18 protein-coding genes and 4 pseudogenes are annotated in these 19,448 nt (G+C 69.5%); 11 read left to right on the top strand and 11 right to left on the bottom strand.

The features are described from left to right. On the bottom strand, window positions 1-57 hold a 57-nt coding region (locus ABZ656_RS46770; protein ID WP_360277190.1), incomplete at its 3' end, for a hypothetical protein. Window positions 58-86: 29 nt separating this feature from the next. Next, window positions 87-863: pseudogene (locus tag ABZ656_RS46765) on the bottom strand (FAD-binding oxidoreductase); the annotation flags it as partial. Window positions 864-1,234: 371 nt separating this feature from the next. Between ABZ656_RS46765 and ABZ656_RS46760 the strand changes: the two are divergent. The 7 genes from ABZ656_RS46760 to serC all read left to right on the top strand — a co-directional run bounded on the left by ABZ656_RS46760 (window position 1,235) and on the right by serC (window position 8,321). Beyond that, the gene (locus ABZ656_RS46760) at window positions 1,235-2,995 is read left to right on the top strand and encodes an ATP-binding protein (protein ID WP_360277187.1); all 1,761 of its coding nucleotides are present in this window, start codon (window positions 1,235-1,237) and stop codon (window positions 2,993-2,995) included. Then, entirely contained in the window at window positions 2,992-3,399 is a 408-nt protein-coding gene (locus ABZ656_RS46755) for a roadblock/LC7 domain-containing protein (RefSeq protein WP_054235659.1), read from the top strand. The genes ABZ656_RS46760 and ABZ656_RS46755 overlap by 4 nt, the downstream gene beginning before the upstream one ends. After that, on the top strand, window positions 3,396-3,743 hold the full coding sequence (locus ABZ656_RS46750; RefSeq protein WP_101404396.1) for a DUF742 domain-containing protein: 348 nt from the start codon (window positions 3,396-3,398) through the stop codon (window positions 3,741-3,743). Before ABZ656_RS46755 ends, ABZ656_RS46750 begins: the two co-directional genes overlap by 4 nt. Then, window positions 3,724-4,368, top strand: coding sequence for an ATP/GTP-binding protein (locus tag ABZ656_RS46745; protein ID WP_180362448.1), 645 nt, complete (start codon window positions 3,724-3,726; stop codon window positions 4,366-4,368). The genes ABZ656_RS46750 and ABZ656_RS46745 overlap by 20 nt, the downstream gene beginning before the upstream one ends. Further along, the gene (locus ABZ656_RS46740; protein ID WP_101404395.1) at window positions 4,365-5,588 is read left to right on the top strand and encodes a cytochrome P450; all 1,224 of its coding nucleotides are present in this window, start codon (window positions 4,365-4,367) and stop codon (window positions 5,586-5,588) included. The genes ABZ656_RS46745 and ABZ656_RS46740 overlap by 4 nt, the downstream gene beginning before the upstream one ends. Further along, window positions 5,585-6,805 (top strand): cytochrome P450, encoded by a 1,221-nt coding sequence (locus ABZ656_RS46735; protein ID WP_101404394.1) that lies wholly within the window; start codon window positions 5,585-5,587, stop codon window positions 6,803-6,805. The genes ABZ656_RS46740 and ABZ656_RS46735 overlap by 4 nt, the downstream gene beginning before the upstream one ends. Before the next feature lie 397 nt (window positions 6,806-7,202). Then, a complete protein-coding gene (gene serC / locus ABZ656_RS46730) occupies window positions 7,203-8,321 on the top strand; it encodes a phosphoserine transaminase (RefSeq protein ID WP_360277182.1) in 1,119 nt (372 codons plus the stop codon). 55 nt (window positions 8,322-8,376) lie between these two features. On the opposite strand, the pseudogene ABZ656_RS46725 reads toward serC, so the two are convergent. Continuing rightward, window positions 8,377-8,716, bottom strand: a pseudogene (locus ABZ656_RS46725) (hypothetical protein); the annotation flags it as partial. A 23-nt stretch (window positions 8,717-8,739) separates the two neighbouring features. Continuing rightward, the gene (locus tag ABZ656_RS46720) at window positions 8,740-9,729 is read right to left on the bottom strand and encodes a hypothetical protein (RefSeq protein ID WP_101404392.1); all 990 of its coding nucleotides are present in this window, start codon (window positions 9,727-9,729) and stop codon (window positions 8,740-8,742) included. A 138-nt stretch (window positions 9,730-9,867) separates the two neighbouring features. Between ABZ656_RS46720 and ABZ656_RS46715 the strand changes: the two genes are divergently transcribed. Then, a complete protein-coding gene (locus tag ABZ656_RS46715; protein ID WP_101404391.1) occupies window positions 9,868-10,542 on the top strand; it encodes an SGNH/GDSL hydrolase family protein in 675 nt (224 codons plus the stop codon). Here ABZ656_RS46715 and ABZ656_RS46710 read toward each other — a convergent pair. Next, window positions 10,530-10,997: a nuclear transport factor 2 family protein gene (locus ABZ656_RS46710; protein WP_360277178.1), complete on the bottom strand. Its 468-nt coding sequence runs from the start codon at window positions 10,995-10,997 to the stop codon at window positions 10,530-10,532. The two genes, ABZ656_RS46715 and ABZ656_RS46710, sit on opposite strands and share 13 nt — an antisense overlap. 52 nt (window positions 10,998-11,049) lie before the next feature. Next, the gene (locus tag ABZ656_RS46705) at window positions 11,050-11,982 is read right to left on the bottom strand and encodes a MerR family transcriptional regulator (protein WP_360277175.1); all 933 of its coding nucleotides are present in this window, start codon (window positions 11,980-11,982) and stop codon (window positions 11,050-11,052) included. Between the two features lie 150 nt (window positions 11,983-12,132). On the opposite strand from ABZ656_RS46705, the gene ABZ656_RS46700 reads away from it, so the two are divergent. Both ABZ656_RS46700 and ABZ656_RS46695 read left to right on the top strand, forming a co-directional pair. Then, on the top strand, window positions 12,133-12,723 hold the full coding sequence (locus ABZ656_RS46700; RefSeq protein WP_360277172.1) for a Uma2 family endonuclease: 591 nt from the start codon (window positions 12,133-12,135) through the stop codon (window positions 12,721-12,723). A gap of 59 nt (window positions 12,724-12,782) precedes the next feature. Further along, window positions 12,783-12,932 (top strand): annotated as a pseudogene (locus ABZ656_RS46695) (aldo/keto reductase); the annotation flags it as partial. Window positions 12,933-13,020: 88 nt separating this feature from the next. Here ABZ656_RS46695 and ABZ656_RS46690 read toward each other — a convergent pair. The 5 genes from ABZ656_RS46690 to ABZ656_RS46670 form a co-directional block, all read right to left on the bottom strand. Further along, a complete protein-coding gene (locus ABZ656_RS46690) occupies window positions 13,021-14,016 on the bottom strand; it encodes an aldo/keto reductase (RefSeq protein ID WP_101404388.1) in 996 nt (331 codons plus the stop codon). Between the two features lie 94 nt (window positions 14,017-14,110). Beyond that, a complete protein-coding gene (locus ABZ656_RS46685; protein WP_360277169.1) occupies window positions 14,111-14,701 on the bottom strand; it encodes a recombinase family protein in 591 nt (196 codons plus the stop codon). Window positions 14,702-14,884: 183 nt separating this feature from the next. Beyond that, window positions 14,885-15,481 (bottom strand): nucleotidyltransferase family protein, encoded by a 597-nt coding sequence (locus ABZ656_RS46680; RefSeq protein ID WP_101404386.1) that lies wholly within the window; start codon window positions 15,479-15,481, stop codon window positions 14,885-14,887. Window positions 15,482-16,065: 584 nt separating this feature from the next. Further along, entirely contained in the window at window positions 16,066-16,440 is a 375-nt protein-coding gene (locus ABZ656_RS46675) for a hypothetical protein (protein ID WP_180362447.1), read from the bottom strand. Between the two features lie 239 nt (window positions 16,441-16,679). Continuing rightward, a complete protein-coding gene (locus ABZ656_RS46670; protein WP_360277165.1) occupies window positions 16,680-18,326 on the bottom strand; it encodes a recombinase family protein in 1,647 nt (548 codons plus the stop codon). Window positions 18,327-18,389: 63 nt separating this feature from the next. Between ABZ656_RS46670 and ABZ656_RS46665 the strand changes: the two are divergent. Then, window positions 18,390-19,250, top strand: a pseudogene (locus ABZ656_RS46665) (aldo/keto reductase); the annotation flags it as partial. Window positions 19,251-19,448 lie beyond the last annotated feature (198 nt).

Below are 19,448 nucleotides of genomic sequence, written 5' to 3'. Positions count from 1 at the left end.
GGGACGCCACAGGGACGCGGGGACGATCCCGGGGTCGAGGATCTCCAGGCCGTCCAGCAGGGAGGCGATCTCCGCGTCGGTGCGCCACCGGCCGCCGCCTGAGCCGCCGCGCTCTCGTCCGCGTAGGCAAGCACGGCCAGCGCCCGCGCGCGCGGCGTCTCGACCAGTCGTACGACCGCCTCCGTGAGCACCCCGAGCGTGCCCTCGGAGCCGCAGAAGGAGCGGGCGACGTCGGCGCCCTTCTCGGGGAGCAGCGCGTCGAGCGCGTAGCCGGAGATACGGCGGGGCAGCTCCGGGAAGCCCGTGCGCAGGCGGGCCAGCTCGCCCTCGACCAGTGCCCGGAGGCCGTCCGGGGCGCCCTGCCAGTTCTGCCCCAGCCGTACGACGGAGCCGTTCCCCTTGACCACCGACAGTTCGCGCACGCTGTCCGCCGTCGTGCCCCAGGCCACCGAGTGCGAGCCGCACGAGTTGTTCCCGATCATGCCGCCGAGGGTGCAGCGGCTGTGGGTGGAGGGGTCGGGTCCGAAGCGCAGGCCGTGCGGGGCCGCGGCCTCCTGGAGACGGTCGAGGACGACACCGGGCTGGACGACGGCCGTGCGCGCCTCGGGGTCGAGCGCGACGATCCGGTTCATGTGGCGGGTGAGGTCGAGGACGACTCCGGTGCCGGTCGCCTGTCCCGCGATCGACGTTCCGCCGCCGCGCGGCACGACCGGCACCCCGTGGGCCCGGCACACGGACAGGGCGGCCGCCACGTCGTCGGCGTCGCGCGGGCGGACCACGCCGAGCGGGACCCTGCGGTAGTTGGACGCGTCCATGGTGGTCAGCGCCCGCGCGGTCACGTCGAAGGCGACCTCGCCGCGCATCTTTGCCGCGAGGGCGGCCCGCAGCCCGTCCACGTCGGGCGGGTCCGCCGCGCCGTTCGTGCCGTCCTTCGCGCCAAGATCCGTCATGTCTCCAGGATGACCCCGCGCACCGACAACGGTCCGTAACCGTGACGCATCGATCACCGGCCGATCGTCGGCCGATCACTGACCGATCGTCGGCCGATCGCCATCGCGATCGCAGAACGATCACCGGCGGATTATGAGCTCGGATCCAGAACCTTCCCAATGCGATCACGAACTCTCATATAGTGACGGCAAATTGAGCAACCGGTGTCGGCTCTCGCCCAGGAACCTCCCCCAGGAACCTCCCCCAGGAACTTCGCCCCAGGACACGACCGAGGACACGATTCATGACCGCGCCCATCCCCTCCGGCGAACGACCCACCCTCCGCGCGACAGCCCCCGCGCCCCTGCTCACCGCCGTCGCGGCAGCGGTCGCGGTCGTCGTCGCCGTCTCCCTGGCACCCGACTCGGCACGCGTCCCCCTCGCCTGGGGCGCGGGCGCCGCCGCCGTGCTCCTGTGCGTCGCCGTCGCGGTCGCCGCGCGCGCCCTGCAGACCGCCAGACTCGCACGCCGCCGCCTCGACACCGTGGCCCAGGACGCCGGACGGCTCCTGCAGGAACGGGCCCGCATGGCCGAGGAGTTCAACCAGGAGCGGTCCCGGCTCGCGGAGGAGTCCGCCCGCGACCGCGCGCGCCTGGCCGACGCCGCCGCCCGCGAACGCGCCCTGCTCACACAGGGGTTCGAGGAGGAGCGGCACCGCCTCGCCACCGAGATCGCCGAGGAGCAGCGGCGGTTCGCCGAACTCTCCGAGGAGAACGCCCGGCTGACCGAGCACATGCGGCGTGCCAACAGTGACCGGGCGGCCGCGATCTCGGCCACCGCCAACGCGGCCGGGCGGATGCAGGCCCTGTCCACCGGCATGCTCGCCGACCTGCGCGCCATGGAGGAGAAGCACTCCGACGAGGAGGTCCTCGCCGACCTCCTCCACCTCGACCACCGCACCGCGCAGGCGGGCCGCCTCGCCGACTCCGTCGCCGTCCTCGCGGGCGCCCGCTCCGGCCGCCGCTGGGCGCGCCCCATCGTCATGGAGTCGATCCTGCGCGGCGCCATGGGCCGCATCGGCGGCTACCAGCGGGTGCGCGTCCACTCCGCGAGCGACGCCGCCGTCGCCGGGCACGCCGCCGAGGGCGTGATGCACGCGCTCGCCGAACTCCTCGACAACGCCGCGAACTTCTCGCCGCCGACCGCCGAGGTCCACGTCTACGTCGAGGAGGTCCCGGCCGGTGTCATCGTCTCCGTCGAGGACAGCGGCCTCGTCATGGGCGACGTCCAGCTGCGCCGCGCCGAACGCGCCGTCTCCGCGGACGACGCCGAGAACGCCGCCGACCTCGGCGGCCTCACCGGCACCCGGCTCGGCCTCGCGGTGGTCGGCCGGCTCGCCCGCAAGCACGGTCTGAAGGTGTCCTTCCGGCCCTCCGCGCGCGGCGGCACGGGCGTCCTGGTGCTCATCCCCCAGGACATCCTGAGCCTGCCCTCAGTGTCCGCCCCGGCCGCCCCGGCGCCGACGGAACACCAGGTCAGGCCCACCGCGGCGACCCCGCCCGCCGAGGACAGCTCCCTCGCCGAGCCGCACCCCCAGGCGTCGTACGCCGCCGCCCGCGCCCCCGAGGACCTCGACCCGGACCCGGTCCCCACCCACGAGTCGCCCCGGCGCGAGACCGACACCCCGCCGAACGGCACCCCCACGACCGGCACTCCCGCGACCGGCGGCCTCCCCAAGCGCCGCCGCGGCCGGACCCTCGCGCACGCCGAGCGCAGCCGCGCCCACCTCACGAACCGGGCCGACCCGGAGCCCCGTACGACCGACTCCAAGGCCACCGCCGCCCGCTTCAGCAGCTTCCGCCAGGCCGTCCGGGGCACCGCGCCGGACCAGGCGGCGGTCCAGGGAACGGTGCCCGAGGACGACGCCGTACGGGCCGAATCCGTACAGGACGAATCCGCGGACGCCGTACGCGGCGAAGAAGCCGTACGGGAGTCCACCCCCGCGCATCCCTCGCACACCCCCTCGCACACCCCCTCGCATCCGGAAGGCGACACCACTTCATGACCGGCACCACCACCGCCGACGAGAAGCTCTCCTGGCTCATCGAGGGCCTCCTCGAGCGCACCCCGGGCGCCCGGCACGCGCTCGTGCTCTCCCGGGACGGCCTGAAGCTGTGCCGCACACCGGAGCTCACCGTCGACCGCGCCGACCAGCTCGCCGCGATCGCCGCCGGCATCCAGTCGCTGTCCCACGGGGCGTCCGTGGAGTTCGGCGACGGCACCGGGGGCGTGCGCTCGGCCATGACCGAGTTCTACGGCGGCGTCCTGTTCATCGTGGAGGCGGGCGACGGCGCCCACCTCGCCGTGGTCACCGCCGAGGACGCGGACGCCGGTCTGGTCGGGCACAACATGAGCGAGCTCGTGGAACAACTCGGCGAACACCTGAGCGCGCAGCCCCGGACGTCATGAGCCGTCCGGGCAGGGACGACGCGCCCGACCGGCTCTACACCCTCACCGGAGGGCGCAGCCGGTCCGCGCCCGACACCCCGTTCGACCTGGTGACACTCGTGGTCGCCGAGTGCGATCCGGTGGTGGGCATGCAGTCGGAACACGCGGCGATCCTGCGGTTGTGCGAGCGGCCGACGGCGGTCGTGGAGATCGCCGCCGTGCTGAAGCTGCCGGTGTCCATCACCCGCATCCTGCTCTCCGACCTGCTCGCCGCGGGCCGCGTCAGCGCCCGCCACCCCCAGAAGGCCGCTCTTCCCGATCCCGACATCCTGGAGCAGGTGCTCGTTGGACTCCGTAACCTCTGATGCCCGTACGTCCCAGGGGGCCGACGCCCCTGCGCCCCTGGGGGCACAGGCCGACAACGGTCTGAAGATCGTCATCGTGGGCGGCTTCGGCGTCGGCAAGACCACCCTGGTCCGCTCCGTGAGCGAGATACGTCCCCTCAACACCGAGGAGACGATGACGCAGGCCGGCGCGGCGATCGACGACATCAGCGAGGTGCGCGGCAAATCCGCGACCACGGTCGCCTTCGACTTCGGGCGCATCACGCTGGACGCCCGCAATGTGCTGTACCTGTTCGGCGCGCCGGGCCAGGAGCGTTTCTGGTTCCTGTGGGACCGGCTGTTCTCGGGCACGCTCGGCGCCGTCGTCCTCGTCGACACCCGGCGCATCGACGACTCCTGGTACGCGATCGACCGGCTGGAACACCACGGGACGCCGTTCATCGTGGCCTGCAACGACTTCGGCGGCTCCGCGCACACTCCCGCCCAGATCCGCGAAGCCCTCGACCTCGATCCGCAGGTCCCGCTGCTCGACTGCGACGCGCGTTCGCGGGAGTCCAGCAAACGGGTGCTGATCACGCTGGTGGAACACCTGAAGACTTTGTACGCCGCCGAAAGCGACCTCAAATCACCGGAGTTGGCCCTGTGACCCCCGCCCCCGTGCCCCTCAGCGGGCCCCGGTTCCAGACCGAACCCGCCGAGCTGTACCGGGAGATGCGGCGCGACCACGGTTCCGTGACTCCCGTCGTCCTGGACGGCGACATCCCGGCGTGGCTGGTGCTCGGCTACCGCGAACTGCACCAGGTCACCGGCGATCCCGTGCTGTTCAGCCGCGACTCCGAGCTGTGGAACCAGTGGGACCGCATCCCCGACGACTGGCCACTGCTGCCGATGATCGGCCGCAAGCAGCCCTCGATCCTCTACACCGTCGGCGAACGCCACCGCGAGCGCGCCGCGATGATCAGCGACGCCCTCGAAGCCGTCGACCCCTTCGACCTGCGTTCGCAGGCCGAGAAGTTCGCCGACGAACTCATCGACGCGGCGTGCGCCAAGGGCGAGACGGACCTCATCGGGGACTACGCCGCCCTGCTGCCCGTCCGCGTCCTCGCCACGCTGTACGGCTTCGCCGAGGAACAGGGACCCGGCCTCGTCACCGCCCTCAACGACATGATCAACGGCCGTGAGGACGCGCTGGCCGGACAGCAGCACCTGGCCGGTTCCATGGCCCGGCTGATCGCCGACCGGAAGGCAGCGCCCGCAAACGACGTCGTGTCCCGCATGCTCGCGAACACGGCCGGCTTCACGGACGAGGAGATCATCCAGGACCTGATGGTCATGATGGCCGCCGGCCACCAGCCGACCGCGGACTGGATCGGCAACTCGCTGCGCCTGATGCTGACCGACGAACGCTTCGCCGCCTCCCTCTTCGGCGGCCGCAACAGCGTCGCCGAGGCCATGAACGAGGTCCTCTGGGAGGACACCCCCACCCAGAACGTGGCCGGCCGCTGGGCCTCCCGCGACACCCAGCTCGGCGGCCACCGCGTCCGCGCGGGCGATCTCCTCCTCCTCGGCCTCCAGGGCGCCAACTCCGACCCGCAGGTCCGCACCGACGGCTCCGCCCTCACCGGCGGCAACAACGCCCACTTCTCCTTCGGCCACGGGGAGCACCGCTGCCCGTTCCCGGCGCAGGAGGTCGCGGAGGTCATCGCGCGGACGGGGATCGAGGTCGTGATGGACCGCCTGCCGGACATCGACCTGGCGGTCCCCGCCGACACCCTGACCCGGCGCCCCTCACCGTGGCTGCGGGGCCTGACCGAACTGCCCGTGCGCTTCACCCCGACCCCGGCCCTGGGAGGCACCCCCGCATGACCAGTCGTATCGTCCTGGACCCGTTCGTGTCCGACCTGGACGGTGAGAGCGCTCGGCTCAGGGAGGCGGGACCGCTCGCCGCCGTCGAACTGCCCGGCGGCGTCCCGGTCTGGGCCGTCACCCATCACGCCGAGGCACGCGCCCTGCTCACCGACCCCCGGCTGGTCAAGGACATCAACGTCTGGGGTGCCTGGCAGCGCGGCGAGATAGCCCCCGACTGGCCGCTGATCGGGCTCGCCAACCCCGGCCGCTCCATGCTCACGGTGGACGGCGCGGACCACCGCCGGATGCGCACGCTGGTCGCGCAGGCGCTCACACCGCGCCGGGTGGAGCAGATGCGGGAGCGCATCACGAAACTGACGGAGGGTCTGCTGGACTCCCTGGCACCGGGCCCGGACGGGGTCGTCGACCTGAAGGCCGACTTCGCCTACCCCCTCCCCATGTACGTCGTCGCCGACCTCATGGGCATCGAGGAGTCCCGGCTCCCCCGCCTCAAGGAACTCTTCGAGAAGTTCTTCTCGACGCAGACCCCGCCCGCGGAGGTCATCGCCACGCTGACGGAGTTGGCCGGGATCATGGCGGCGACGGTCGCCGCGAAGCGGGCGGAGCCCGGTGACGATCTGACCTCGGCCCTGATCCTGGCCTCCGAGGACGGCGACCACCTCACCGACGAGGAGATCGTCTCCACCCTCCAGCTGATGGTCGCGGCGGGCCACGAGACGACGATCTCCCTGATCGTCAACGCGGTGGTCAACCTCTCCGCCCACCCCGAGCAGCGCGCCCTCGTCCTCTCCGGCGAGGCGGACTGGTCGGCGGTCGTGGAGGAAACGCTCCGCTACTCGACTCCGACCTCGCACGTCCTGATCCGCTTCGCGACGGAGGACGTACCCGTCGGGGACAAGGTGATCCCCGCGGGCGACGCCCTGATCGTCTCGTACGGCGCGATCGGCCGCGACGAGAACGCCCACGGTCCGAGCGCGGGCGACTTCGACATCGCCCGCACCACGAAGAACCGTCACATCTCCTTCGGCCACGGCCCGCATGTCTGCCCCGGCGCCGCCCTCTCCCGCCTGGAGGCGGCGGTCGCCCTCCCGGCCCTGTACGCCCGCTTCCCGTCCCTGGACCTGGCGATCCCCTCCTCAGAACTCCGCAACAAGCCGGTGGTAACCCAGAACGACCTGCACGAACTCCCGGTACACCTGACCCCGACCCCCTGACCCGCTCCCTCGCCCCAGGCCTCGCCCCGCTCCCTCGCCCCAGGCCTCGCCCCGCTCCCTCGCCCCGCTCCCTCGCCCCGCTCCCTCGCCCCAGGCCTCGCCCCGGGCCCCCGCCCCGCTCCCTCGCCCCGGGCCCAGCCCCGGGCCCCCGCCCCGGACCCAGCTGGACGTCTTTCCGGCTGCGGGTGGGTGGGGGCCCGCACCCCTGAAGGGGCGCTGCGCGCGTCTTCGACCTGTCCGGCGTTGAGGACGAGGCCGTTCAGGCCGATGCGGGGTCCGGGGGCCTCAGAGATGGCATGGGTAGGGGCGGCGGGGGCGAGGAAAAGCGGGCCCCCGCCCCGTCTCACCCGCCGGACGAGGTTTCCACCACGTTTCGCATAACGGATACGCTCCCACCGTGGCTGATATCCAGATCCCCGCTGACATCAAGCCCGCCGACGGACGTTTCGGCGCGGGCCCCTCCAAGGTGCGCACGGAGGCGCTCGACGCGCTGGCCGCGACCGGTACCTCCCTCCTCGGCACCTCCCACCGCCAGGCCCCGGTCAAGAACCTGGTCGGCAAGGTCCGCGAGGGCGTGCGCGACCTGTTCTCGCTCCCCGACGGCTACGAGGTCGTCCTCGGCAACGGCGGCTCCACCGCCTTCTGGGACGTCGCGACCCACGGCCTGATCGACAACAAGTCCCAGCACCTCACCTTCGGCGAGTTCAGCTCCAAGTTCGCGAAGGCCGCCAAGCTCGCCCCCTGGCTCGCCGAGCCCACCGTCATCTCCTCCGACCCGGGCACGCACCCCGAGCCGACGGCCGAGGCGGGCGTGGACGTCTACGCCTATACCCACAACGAGACCTCCACCGGCGTCGCCGCCCCCCTCAAGCGCGTCAACGGCGCCGACGAGGGTTCCCTCGTTCTGGTGGACGCCACCTCGGGCGCAGGCGGCCTCCCGGTCGACATCACCGAGACGGACGTCTACTACTTCGCCCCGCAGAAGTCCTTCGCCTCCGACGGCGGCCTGTGGATCGGCGTCTTCTCCCCCGCCGCCATCGAGCGCGCCGAGCGCATCCACGCGAGCGGGCGTCACGTGCCGGAGTTCTTCTCGCTCCCCACGGCGATCGACAACTCCCGCAAGAACCAGACGTACAACACCCCGGCCCTCGCCACCCTGTTCCTGCTCAACGAGCAGCTGGAGTGGATCAACGGTCAGGGCGGTCTGGAGTGGTCCACGGGCCGTACGAAGGACTCCTCGACCCGCCTCTACACCTGGGCCGAGGAGAGCAAGTACGCGACCCCGTTCGTCGCCGACACCGCCAAGCGCTCGCAGGTCATCGGCACGATCGACTTCGCCGACGAGATCGACGCCGCCGCCGTCGCCAAGGTCCTGCGTGCCAACGGCATCGTCGACACCGAGCCCTACCGCAAGCTCGGCCGCAACCAGCTGCGCATCGCGATGTTCCCGGCGATCGACCCGGCGGACGTCGAGGCGCTGACGAAGTGCATCGACTACGTGATCGAAAAGCTGTAACAGCTACGGCGAGGAAGGGCGCCCGGTGCACGGACGAGCACCGGGCGCCCTTTTCTCATGCGGCCGCGCACCTGACCGCCGGCGCACCCCCGCCACCGGGCGCTCCTGCGGACCCGAAGCTCGCCGAACCGCCCACCGGGATCGCCCCGTTGTGCGCGGCGTTCACGGCCGTCACCGTCGTTCCGTGTCGACTGGAGCGTGGTCCCGTACTCCCCCACCCACACCGGCGCGATGTTCTGCTTGAACAGATAGCCCCGGTACTTGTCCCACACGCCCGGCATGTTGTCGGGGAAGGACAGCATCGACTGCGGCTGAGCGTCGCCGGCCGGGTCGTGTACTCCGCGCACGACCACGCGACGAGCGCCGCCCAGCAGAGCTGGTTCAGCGATCCCGATCGAGCCAGTAGGCCAGGGGGCGACTACGACTTGCGCAACAACCTCCGCAGCCCGAACCCCGCCGCCAGAACCGCGGCGACGGCAAGGGCTCCCTTGGCACCGGAGCTCATGCCGCCGCCGTCGCTCCCACCGGCCGACGCCGATCCCCCGCCCTCCGAAGGCGACTTGGAGCCGGAGCCGCCCCCGGGAACCGAACCGGGCTGGACCGGACTGTCCTTGCCCTCGCTGCCGTACATGAGCTTGGACCCGTCGGGGGTGTACGTGACCGACTCCCCCTGCCGCTGGAGCGGCACGTTCAACCGCCCCTGCCGCTTGGGCTTCCCGTCGTTCCAGGCGTACGCGATCCCGCCGAAGTACCCGCGTACGACGAGCTGTTCGCCGTCGGGCGAGAAGGCACCGTCGGTGACCCAGAGGTCGATGGTGGCGACGGGACGGAAGATGTTGGTGCCCGACGTGGACAGCCGGGCGGGACCCTCGTACAGGTGGCCGCCGTCCTCGTTCTTGTCGGCGATGTAGACCCGGCCGGTCTTCGGATGGACCATCAGCGCCTCGGCGTTGCGGGGGCCGTCCGCGTACTTCACGACGTACTGCGTGGCCCGGATCGTCTGGTCCTTGAGCACCTTCGGCTCGGGCAGCTTGTAGATCCACACGTAGGACCACTTGCCGCCGAGGTTGTCGCCGATGTCGCCGACGTAGAGGTCGCCGTCAGGCCCGAGGGAGATGGCCTCGACGTCACGCGGCGCGCCCACCCCCTTCATGGTGATGGTGGCGACGGTCTCGCCGGTCCTGCTGTCGACGGCGTAGAGGTACGGACCGTCGCCGCTGTCGTTGTGGGTCCAGTAGATGCCGGGGTGGAGACGCGAGGCGGCGAGCCCGCTCGACTCGGTGATCCGGGGATCCTTGATCGTGAACCCCCCGTCCCCGTCGGCGGCGACGGCCGGTGCCGGCAGCGCGAGGGCGAGAACGGCAGCGGCGGAGGCGGCTCCGGCGAGGAACGAGGACGATCGGCGCATGGCCCAAGCCTGCCATCCCGGCGCCGCCGGGACCCGGGTGCGCCCGCGGGGAGCCGCGGCCGCAGGCGTGTCCATCCTCACACCTCACACCCCACACGGCCCTTACTGATCGCCCGCCCGATCATCCATGATGAGCGGATGCTCAGGTTCATGCCCGTCGGCGACTCCATGACGATCGGAAGCGCGGGCGAACACACATGGCGTTACCGAATGTGGCAGCACCTGCGCGCGACGTACGGGGGCCCGTTCCGGATCGTCGGCCCGCGCGAGACGCTGTACGACAAGGCGACGGAGTCCGCCGACTCGCACGAGTACGCGGACCCGGACTTCCCGCGCGCCCACCTCGCGGGCTGGGGCGAGGGCTGGCAGCACATGGTGCCCCTGATCGGTGAGGCGGTCCGCACCCAGCGCGCGGACGTGCTCCTGGTCTCCCTCGGCCTGATCGACCTGGGCTTCTACACGAACGCCGTACAGACGGCGGCGAACGCCCGCGCCTTCGTCGCTCAGGCCCGTGCGGCGAACCCGCGCATCCACCTGGTCCTCCTCCCGGTGATACCGAACGTCCGCGCGGAGTCCGACGCGCCCTTCGCCGCCGAGGTCGCCGCCTTCAACGAACTCCTGGCGAAGGCGGTGGCCGACCTGGACGAACCCCGCTCCCCCGTCCTCCTCGCCTCCCCGCCCCCCGCCTACGACTTCCGCCACGACACCTACGACGGCACGCATCCCAACGCGACCGGCGAGCACAAGATCGCGGAGGCTTTCGCGGAGGCGATGTACCAGGCCTGGGACCTGGGCGAGCCCTACTCGGCCTGACCGCCGGCGCCGACCGGCGGCTTTCCCTGCGTCCAGATCACCTCGACGGCCGTGTCGCGGAAGCGCCAGCCGTCGGGCGTGCGCCGGAGCTCGGCCCGGCAGTGACCGCCCACGGTGAAGGCGGTGCCGTCGTGGTGTACGTGAGTCATCAACGCGTTCCAGGACACGACGGCCGCCGCCCCGCCCTCCGCCACCTCGCTCACCACATCCGTCGCCATGTGCTGCGTACGAGCGAACCGCCCGAGCGCCTCGACGGTGTGCCGCAGCACGGCGTCCCGCCCTTCGCTGTCACCGATGGGGGTCCGCTCTCGCACGTCTTCCGTGAAGTACTCCCGCGCCCATGCCGCGTCGATCTTCCCCACGTCCAGGGACCGGAAGAACCGGCTGACGAGCGTGGAGATGGCGAGGTGATGGTGATGGTGATGGTGATCGGAACGAACGGTCTCGGTGGTCATCACCCCACCCTGTTACCTGAACCACGATTGAGGTCAAGGACCTGAGGGGACGTCAAGGACACCCGGAACCGCCCACAGGCTCCCGAACGCGCAGCGCCTCGACCGCCCAGTCCAGCACGGGCGCCACACTCTCCGGTGCCGGCCAGCCGTTGATGACGGCGAGCAGCTCCGTGTACCGCTCCCTGCGCGGGTCGTTGACGGCTTCGAGCCGGGTCAGGACGTGTACGTCGTGAGCGAGGAGCGCCTCGACGACCGGCGCGGCGGCACCGTCTCCCGGCTCGATCCCCGCCGCGAGGACCGGGCCGACCAGCTCACGAACGGTCGGCACCAGCCCGGGGCGGGGCACGCCGCCCCGGGCGCCCTCCTGCTCCGCCGCCAGATGTCCGACCAACCGCCTCACGACGGCCCGGAACTCCCCGTCCTGGGACAGCTCGGCCAACTCCACCCAGGCCGCGATCTGTTCGGGTTCGGGGTTGTCGGGCAGTTCGGGGGTGAACGAGCGCCGGATCCCGACGAACGCGCCGGAACCGGCCGACCCGCCCGACCCGGCGAAGACGGAGTCGAGGAAGTCGTCGATCAGACGTCGGCGTTCGTCCTCGGAGAGCCTCGCCGACCGGTGCATGAGATCCATCTCCTCGGGGCTGGAGTCGCGCCGGGCCACCGCCGTCAGCACCGCGTGCCGCAGCCGCAAGGCGCGGATCTGCACGGCGAGCGCGTCCGCGTGCGCTGCCGCGACCTCGGAGAGCGAGAGCTCGCGTGCCACGACCTTCCGGATGTCCGGAAGTCCTACTCCCAGTTCACGCAGGGTCCGTACGAGATCCAGACGCGCGAGGGCGTCGGCGCCGTAGAGGCGGTAGCCGGCCGGGCTGCGACCGGTCGGCGGCACGATGCCCCGATCGGAGTAGAACCGAATCGCCTTGACCGTCAGCCCGGTCCGCCGCGCCAGCTCACCGATCGAGCAGAGCGGACCAAGGGGGTCGTTCATGCCGCCGTCCATGTCCCCACCCTGCCGCCTCCCCCTACGGGAGACTCAAGCGACCGCCGGGAACTGATCCCCACGTGACCACGTCACCGTGCGTATCGTTGTACCGCGCGGCTGCACTCGACCGGGTTTCGGCCGGGGAGGAACGTCACGATGACCGTCCTTGAAGACAGGATCGAGATGGCCGAGGAAAGCGGCGAACTGACTCTGGACGTCATGTTCGAGTGTCTCGAGAAGATGCCCATCCTCGAGGGAACGAAGGTCGAGATCGTCGGGGGGGGGAACATCTTCATGTCACCGCAGCGGCAGCACCACTGGGAGATCATCCTCGACATCGTGGAGCAACTGCGCGCCAAGTACCCGCGCAAGGGGCTGGCGTCGGACGTACGGATCGACTTCCCGGGACACCTGAACGGTTTCGCCTGTGACGTGGCCGCGATGGCCGATCGTTCGGTGAAGGACGGCAAGGGCCGTTGGCGCTACCAGGACGTCGAGTTCGTGGCGGAGGTCATCTACAAGGACACCGCCGCCAACGACTACAGCCCCAAGAAGCTCACCTACGCCCTCGCCGAATTCCCCGTCTACCTCATCGCCGACCCCTACCAGGGCAGGTGTCACCTCTTCACCGAGCCCAAGCGCGGCGACTACACGGTCGAGACGAAGATCGTCTTCGGTGACCCCGTCGATCTCGCCACCACCGTGGTCGGCCTCACCCTCAAAACGGACGAGTTCCCCCGCGACTGACCCGCCACGCGGACACCTCCCTTGCCTAGAGCGCACTCCACCCCGTTGGCTAGGGAGTCATGAAGTACACGCAGCTCGGACGCACGGGACTCAAGGTCAGCCGACTCGTCCTCGGCACCATGAACTTCGGTCCGCAGACCGACGAAGCCGACAGCCACGCCATCATGGACGCGGCACTGGACGCAGGGATCAAATACTTCGACACTGCCAAGTAGGCATTTTGGCGCATCGAGATACGCAGCGACCGCCGCCCCCCATGTAGAGGAGCGGCGGTCGCGGGCTCGGGGAGCCCGCTGATCACCAGGCGAATGCCTCCGGAGACGGGCCCGGCCCGGGGAAGATCTCGTCGAGCGAGGTGAGGATTTCCTCGCTCAGTTCCAGCTCTACGGCGCGCAGCGCGGAGTTGAGCTGTTCGGCGGTGCGCGGACCCACGATCGGGCCGGTCACACCGGGGCGGGTCAGCAGCCAGGCCAGGGCGGCCTCGCCGGGCTCGATCCCGTGCTTGTCGAGGAGGTCCTCGTAGGCCTGGATCTGGGCGCGGGTGGCGGGGTTAGCGAGGGTGTCGGCGGCCCGTCCGGAGGCGCGTCGGCCACCCTGGACCTCCTTCTTGATGACTCCGCCCAGCAGCCCGCCCTGGAGCGGCGACCAGGGGATGACCCCGAGGCCGTACTCCTGCGCGGCCGGGATGACCTCCATCTCGGCGCGGCGTTCGGCGAGGTTGTAGAGGCACTGCTCGCTGACGAGGCCGATGGTGCCGCCGCGGCGGGCGGCGATCTCGTTGGCCTGGGCGATCTTGTAGCCAGGGAAGTTGGAGGAACCGACGTAGAGGATCTTGCCCTGCTGGACGAGCGTGTCGATCGCCTGCCAGATCTCCTCGAAGGGAGTGGCGCGGTCGACGTGATGGAACTGGTAGACGTCGATGTAGTCGGTCTGCAGCCGCTTCAGGCTGGCGTCGACGGCCCTGCGGATGTTCAGCGCGGAGAGCTTGTCGTGGTTGGGCCAGGGGGCCTCGCCGTCGGCGGCCATGTTGCCGTACACCTTGGTCGCGAGCACGGTCTTGTCGCGCCGCTCGCCGCCCTTGGTGAACCAGTTGCCGATGATCTCCTCGGTACGGCCCTTGTTCTCGCCCCACCCATAGACGTTGGCCGTATCCACGAAATTCAGCCCCGCGTCCAGCGCCGAGTCCAGGATCGCGTGGCTGGTGGGTTCGTCGGTCTGAGGTCCGAAGTTCATGGTGCCGAGCACCAGCCGACTGACCTTGAGTCCCGTGCGTCCGAGCTGCGTGTACTCCATGGCCCCCAAGCCAACGCCTTCGAGCCCGCTCAAGGCAAGCGGTACCTGCGCCTCTGCGCGCCTTCCTCAGCCGCTTACGCGTGACTGTCCGAGGTCACCCCGCCGTACCGGTGAGCGCCCGGTAGACAGTCGCCTGACCGATGCCAAGAGCCTTGGCGATGGCACCGTAGCTCTGACCCTCCGCCCTCAAGTCTTCGGCGCGCTGGATCATCTTGGGGTCCATGGCCTTGGGACGCCCGCCCACCTTGCCCTGCGCCTTGGCGGCGGCGAGTCCGGCAACGGTCCGGTCCTTGATGAGCGCCCGCTCGAACTCGGCCATGGCCGCGATGATCTGGAAGAACAGTCGCCCGTCGGCGGAAGTGGTGTCGACGGAGGACAGAGCACCGGTCAGCACCTTGAACCCCACTCCCTTGGCACGCAAGCCGTCAACGATGGACACCAGGTCGATCAGCGACCGGCCAAGACGATCGAGCTTCCAGACGCACAGGGTGTCGCCCTCACGCAGGTAGTCGAGTACGGCTGTCAGCTCTGGCCGGTCGGCGTTCTTCCCGCTGGCCGTTTCCTCGAAGATGCGGGCGCAGCCTGCCTCCGTCAGCGTGGCGCGCTGTAGCTGCGCCTCCTGGTCTTCGGTGCTGATGCGTGCGTACCCGATGAGGTGCCCCGTGGGAGTGATGATCTTCGACACGAGCCGGATCGTTCCACAACTCATTCCAAAACATCAAGCGTTCCAGAACATCGAATGCATGAGTTTCGGAACGGGATGACGGCACGCTCTGGAGCGTTCCGATAACCATCGTTTCTGGAATGACCCTGGCGTGATCACGCCCCGCCACGGTCAACGGCTTGAAGTTCCAGACAGCACGGGAGTTCAGCTCGGCCATGGCAGCACGGTGAGTTCCGGCCACTGGCTCTTCCAGCGCGTGGCCTTGGCCTCGTAGACCTCCTGCGGGGCAAGGACCGGGTTGGGGCGGACCACAAGGTTGAAAATGTCGGAGAGCCCATGGGGTGCATACACGCGCCACTCTCCGGTCGGTTCCAGCCTCACGCCCAGGCAGCACGTGGTCGCCGCGAAGCAGTCGATCGCAGTCTCGGCCGAATCGTGTGGCGGGCAGGGCTTCCCGAACTTCTGCTCGTACCAGAGATGGACGCGCGCCTCGTTACGGATCTCCACCTCGGCCGACAGGTCGTCGAACACCTCTCGCCCTGCCTTGATCACCTCATCCTCTGCCGTCCAGGACAGGTCGATGTTGTCGAAGTAGAAGAGGTCGTAGTCCTTGATGCCGGTGGCCGGTGGCCTGCCGGTGACCACGTTCCACACCGTTTGGAAGAGACACCCCGCTGTCACGTACCAGCCGGGCAAGGCCATCGTCGCTGCCCTGCCCAGCACCTCCGTCAATACCTCGTTGCGGGAGAGCACAGTCCGCAAAACGCCAAGCTGCTCATCGAGAGGAAGTCGACCAAACATCGGTCCTGCGTATCACGTCCGCCGGGATGCACGAAGCGAGTTGACGCCAAGCGGAGGCGTCGAAGCGGCGGCGAAGGGGCGGGGGTATGACCCTGTGAAGGCGCCATAGCAGACCGCCCTGTCTTGGCAGCTCAGGTCCTGCCACGGTTCCAGGGGTCGCCAGAGGCTCGGCGAATCATGTAGCGCCTTGTCCTGCTTCTTCATGAAGTGGGGCGCTTGCGCGCCCCTGCCTCGACCTACCGTTGTACGTAAGGGGCTTTCCACTGTGCGGCCCCTTCGGGGCCGTCCTCGATGTTGACGCGCTTCGGACGGTGGCGGCCTTCCGGCCGCCCCTTGCCGCTTCCTCCTTCGCCCTTGCCCCAAAGGCTTCGCTCTGTCGGTCCCGCCAGGGGCCGCCCTGTCCTTGCCCCTGGTGCCCTCCGCTTCCCCTTCCTTCGGCTCGCCACTGTCTCCAGAGAGAGAAGAACAGCACGAACTACCAGGTCAGAAGCGTGCCACTACACGTCTCGCGTGCAGTGGCACCCCCGATCGACACGTACTGCGTGCATCTCGCTCGCCCCACCTGCACGTCTCACCTGTCGGCCCTACGGACGCCAGCGTCTCGCCGGATACACGCGGTGCTCTTCACAGAACTTGTCTCCGATGCCCTTCTGCACGCGACACTCCGTAAGGACAAGGCACCGCCGGTTCGACTCGGGCTCGACGAAACCCCACCCCTTGGCCCTACGGATGTGGTTGTTCAGCGCGTTGACCGACAAGGACTTGCCGTTCTTGTCGGCGAGCACCTCGTTCAGCTTCCCCTTGGGGAACTCCGCGTGCCCGATCTGGTTCGCCCACCCCATGGCCGCGTACTCGACACGGTGGGCGTAGTCGAAGCGCGGGTCCCTGGCCCGGCGCTTGTACTCCTCCTGAGAAACGGCGATGTAGTCACCCTCGAACTGGATCGGCGTACGCCCCACAGGCAGCCCCTTCGTCCACGGCGCCGTGAGCGCCGGTAGGTCCCCGTCGAAGCGGGGGTCATGGGCTCCCTTCTGGTAGGCGTGCGCCTGATCAGCCGAGGTGGAAGATGTATAGAGGCACAGCGGTACCCAACATGTCGGACTCCGCCGGCACTCCCGAGGTTGCGATGACGCCCGTCACAGCAATCCGAGCACGGGAAGGGCCCTGTGATCGAGCCCTGCTCGTTTCGACCCTGGTCCTAGCCGTGCGTCGCCGTGAACTGCCGTACCCGATCGCTGAAGTCCCGGGGGAACTCGATCTCGATGCGGCCGATCCTCTGACGCATCTTTCCCTCGTCGAGGGTCACGAGAGGCTTGCCGCCGATGTAAGCAACCGGGACGTCGTCGATGTGCACGGTCACCCTCAGCCCGGCGGAACGGAGTTCCTTGCCCTTCTCCTCATCGGTGGAGAGTTGCGCCCAACGCTGCCGGTACGTCTGGCCGGTCGGGATCTCTTCCCAGGTGTCAGGCCGGGTGGGGAGGGACATGAGCTGTTCTCGCTTCGCATCCAAGCGCGCGTACGACTCCCGATACTCCTGCTTACCGGTCTCGGAGGAGTAGAGCCCGGCCTCCCGATCCTCACGCAGTTCCGCCAGAGCGCGGGTCACTTCCTCGACGTCCTTCGTGTGGTCGACACCGGGACGGAAGACTCGACGGACGATCTCGATATCTCCTGCTACACGCAGGAACTCGCCCTCGACCGTGCTCTCAAGAAGAGCCGCGCTGATGCTCTTGTTCCCCGTGCTGCACGGCTTGTGGGTGATTCTGCTGGCGCAGCGGTAGTGGAGCCAGTTGTGGCCAGGAGCGCGGTATACCGGCTCATCGCAAGCGCAGAACGCCACCCTCAGCAGTGGGGAACCTCCCGTACGGCTGCCGGACCTCTTGCTGGTGTTCTCCTCCAGCTTCTTGCTCGCGAGTTCCCAGTCCTCTTTAGAGATCAGCGGTTCAGCACGCTGAAGCGGCAAACCGTCAGCACCACGGACGAGACGAGTCCGCCGCTCGGTCCGTCCATCGGGGAGAGTGACCTCTTCGGTCATCTCAACCTGTCCCAGGAGGGCGGGAGAACGGAGCAACTTGGCCAAGTTGCTGGAGGTCCATCGCGACCCCTTCGGCTCCTTGCCGCTCCGGATGCGCTGGGCATCGACGGAGGCCGGTGTCTTGGTGGCGTCTTCGTTGAGCCACCGGCAGAGACTGTTCGCGGACTCGCCGCCGATGATCCTACGCACGATCTCTCGCAGCGTCCCAGCGGTGTTCAGCCCGTACTCGTCGGGCACGAGCTTCCAGCCGTCGCCGGTCTCCGCCTTCTCCGGTCGGTAGCCGTACGGCACCTTGCCTCCGCGCCAGCGCCCTTCCTTCATCAGGTGCACATAAGACGACTTGGCCCGGGCTTTGATGGCTTCGAGCTCCCCCTCCGCGAAGGAGGCGATGAGCTGGAACAGGATGCGCCCCATGGGGGACGACAGGTCGATGTCCCCCTCCGCCGTAGCGATCTGCTTGCCGGTTCGGTCACACCACTCCGCGAGTACGTTGACGTGGATCACCCGCCGAGACAACCGGTCGAGCTTCCACGCGCAGATGATGTCGAACTCCCCAGCGCGGGACTCCTCCCACGCCAGGCGGTGCTCGATATCGCTCACGTCCTTGCCGATCGTCGACGGCAGCCACTTGCCGAACTCCGGACGTTTCCACGGTTCGATGCCGCCGGACACGTCGACGTCCTCGACCCAACCGACGATGACGTGTCCGTTCCCGTCCGCCCATCGCTGGATGGATGCCTTCTGACGGACGACCGACGTGCTCTCGTCGCTCTCCCTCGACAGGCGAACTACCCCCAGAACCCTTGCCACTTCGGCACCTTTCTCCCCAGTTCAGAAGACGAAGCTAGGCAAAAACAAAGCTAATGTCAAAATGACTTCTTCGACACCGCGAACGTGTACGGCTGGGGCGAGAACAAGGGCCGTACGGAAGAGATCATCGGAAACTGGTTCGCGAAGGGCGGTGAGCGGCGCGACAAGGTCGTGCTCGCCACCAAGGTGTACGGGAACATGGCCGCCGACGGCGACGCCTGGCCCAACCACGACAAGCTGTCGGCCCTCAACATCCGACGGGCCGTGGACGCCTCCCTCAAGCGGCTGCGGACCGACTACATCGACGTCTACCAGTTCCACCACGTCGACCGCCGCACTCCCTTCGAGGAGATCTGGCAGGCCGTCGACGTGCTGGTGCAGCAGGGCAAGATCCTCTACGTGGGATCCAGCAACTTCCCCGGGTACAAGATCGCCCAGGCCAACGAGATCGCCGCCCGGCGCCACGGCACCATCGGTCTCGTCAGCGAGCAGTGCCTCTACAACCTCGCCGAGCGGCGCGCGGAGATGGAGGTCATCCCGGCCGCGCAGGAGTACGGCCTCGGGGTCATCCCCTGGTCGCCGCTGCAGGGCGGACTGCTCGGCGGCGTCATCAAGAAGGAGGTCGAGGGCGGGCGCAGGGCGAGCGGCCGGGCCGCCGACTCCCTCGCCAACACCACCATCCGCGCGCAGGTCCAGTCGTACGAGGATCTGCTCGACAAGCACGGGATCGAGCCCGGCGAGGCCGCCCTGGCCTGGCTGCTGACCCGCCCCGGCGTCACCGGCCCCATCGTCGGCCCCCGTACCGCCGCACAGCTCGACTCGGCCCTGCGCGCGGTCGAACTGGAGCTGTCGGACGAGCTGCTGACCGGTCTGGACGAGATCTTCCCGGGTCCGGGCCCGTCCCCGGAGGCCTTCGCCTGGTAGCGCTCCCCAGGGGGCGCCCGCCGGGGCGCCCCCTCAAGGGGCGTGGGGAACCGCGCGACCGGCCACGACCTGCCCGCGGGCAGACGAGCTGCGCGGTGTTCCGGCCGACCCGGCGGAGCGGTCCGGGGGTGTAGCCGGCGTCGTCGAACAGCTCCGCCGCCGGCGACGCGGCCGGCATCGGCCGCTGGAACGGCGAGG

The sequence above is a fragment of the Streptomyces sp. NPDC007095 genome (genome assembly GCF_040634475.1).
Classification (GTDB): Bacteria; Actinomycetota; Actinomycetes; order Streptomycetales; family Streptomycetaceae; genus Streptomyces.
Note: the sequence above shows the minus strand (reverse complement) of the source record. Positions and strands in the feature narration are given on the sequence as shown.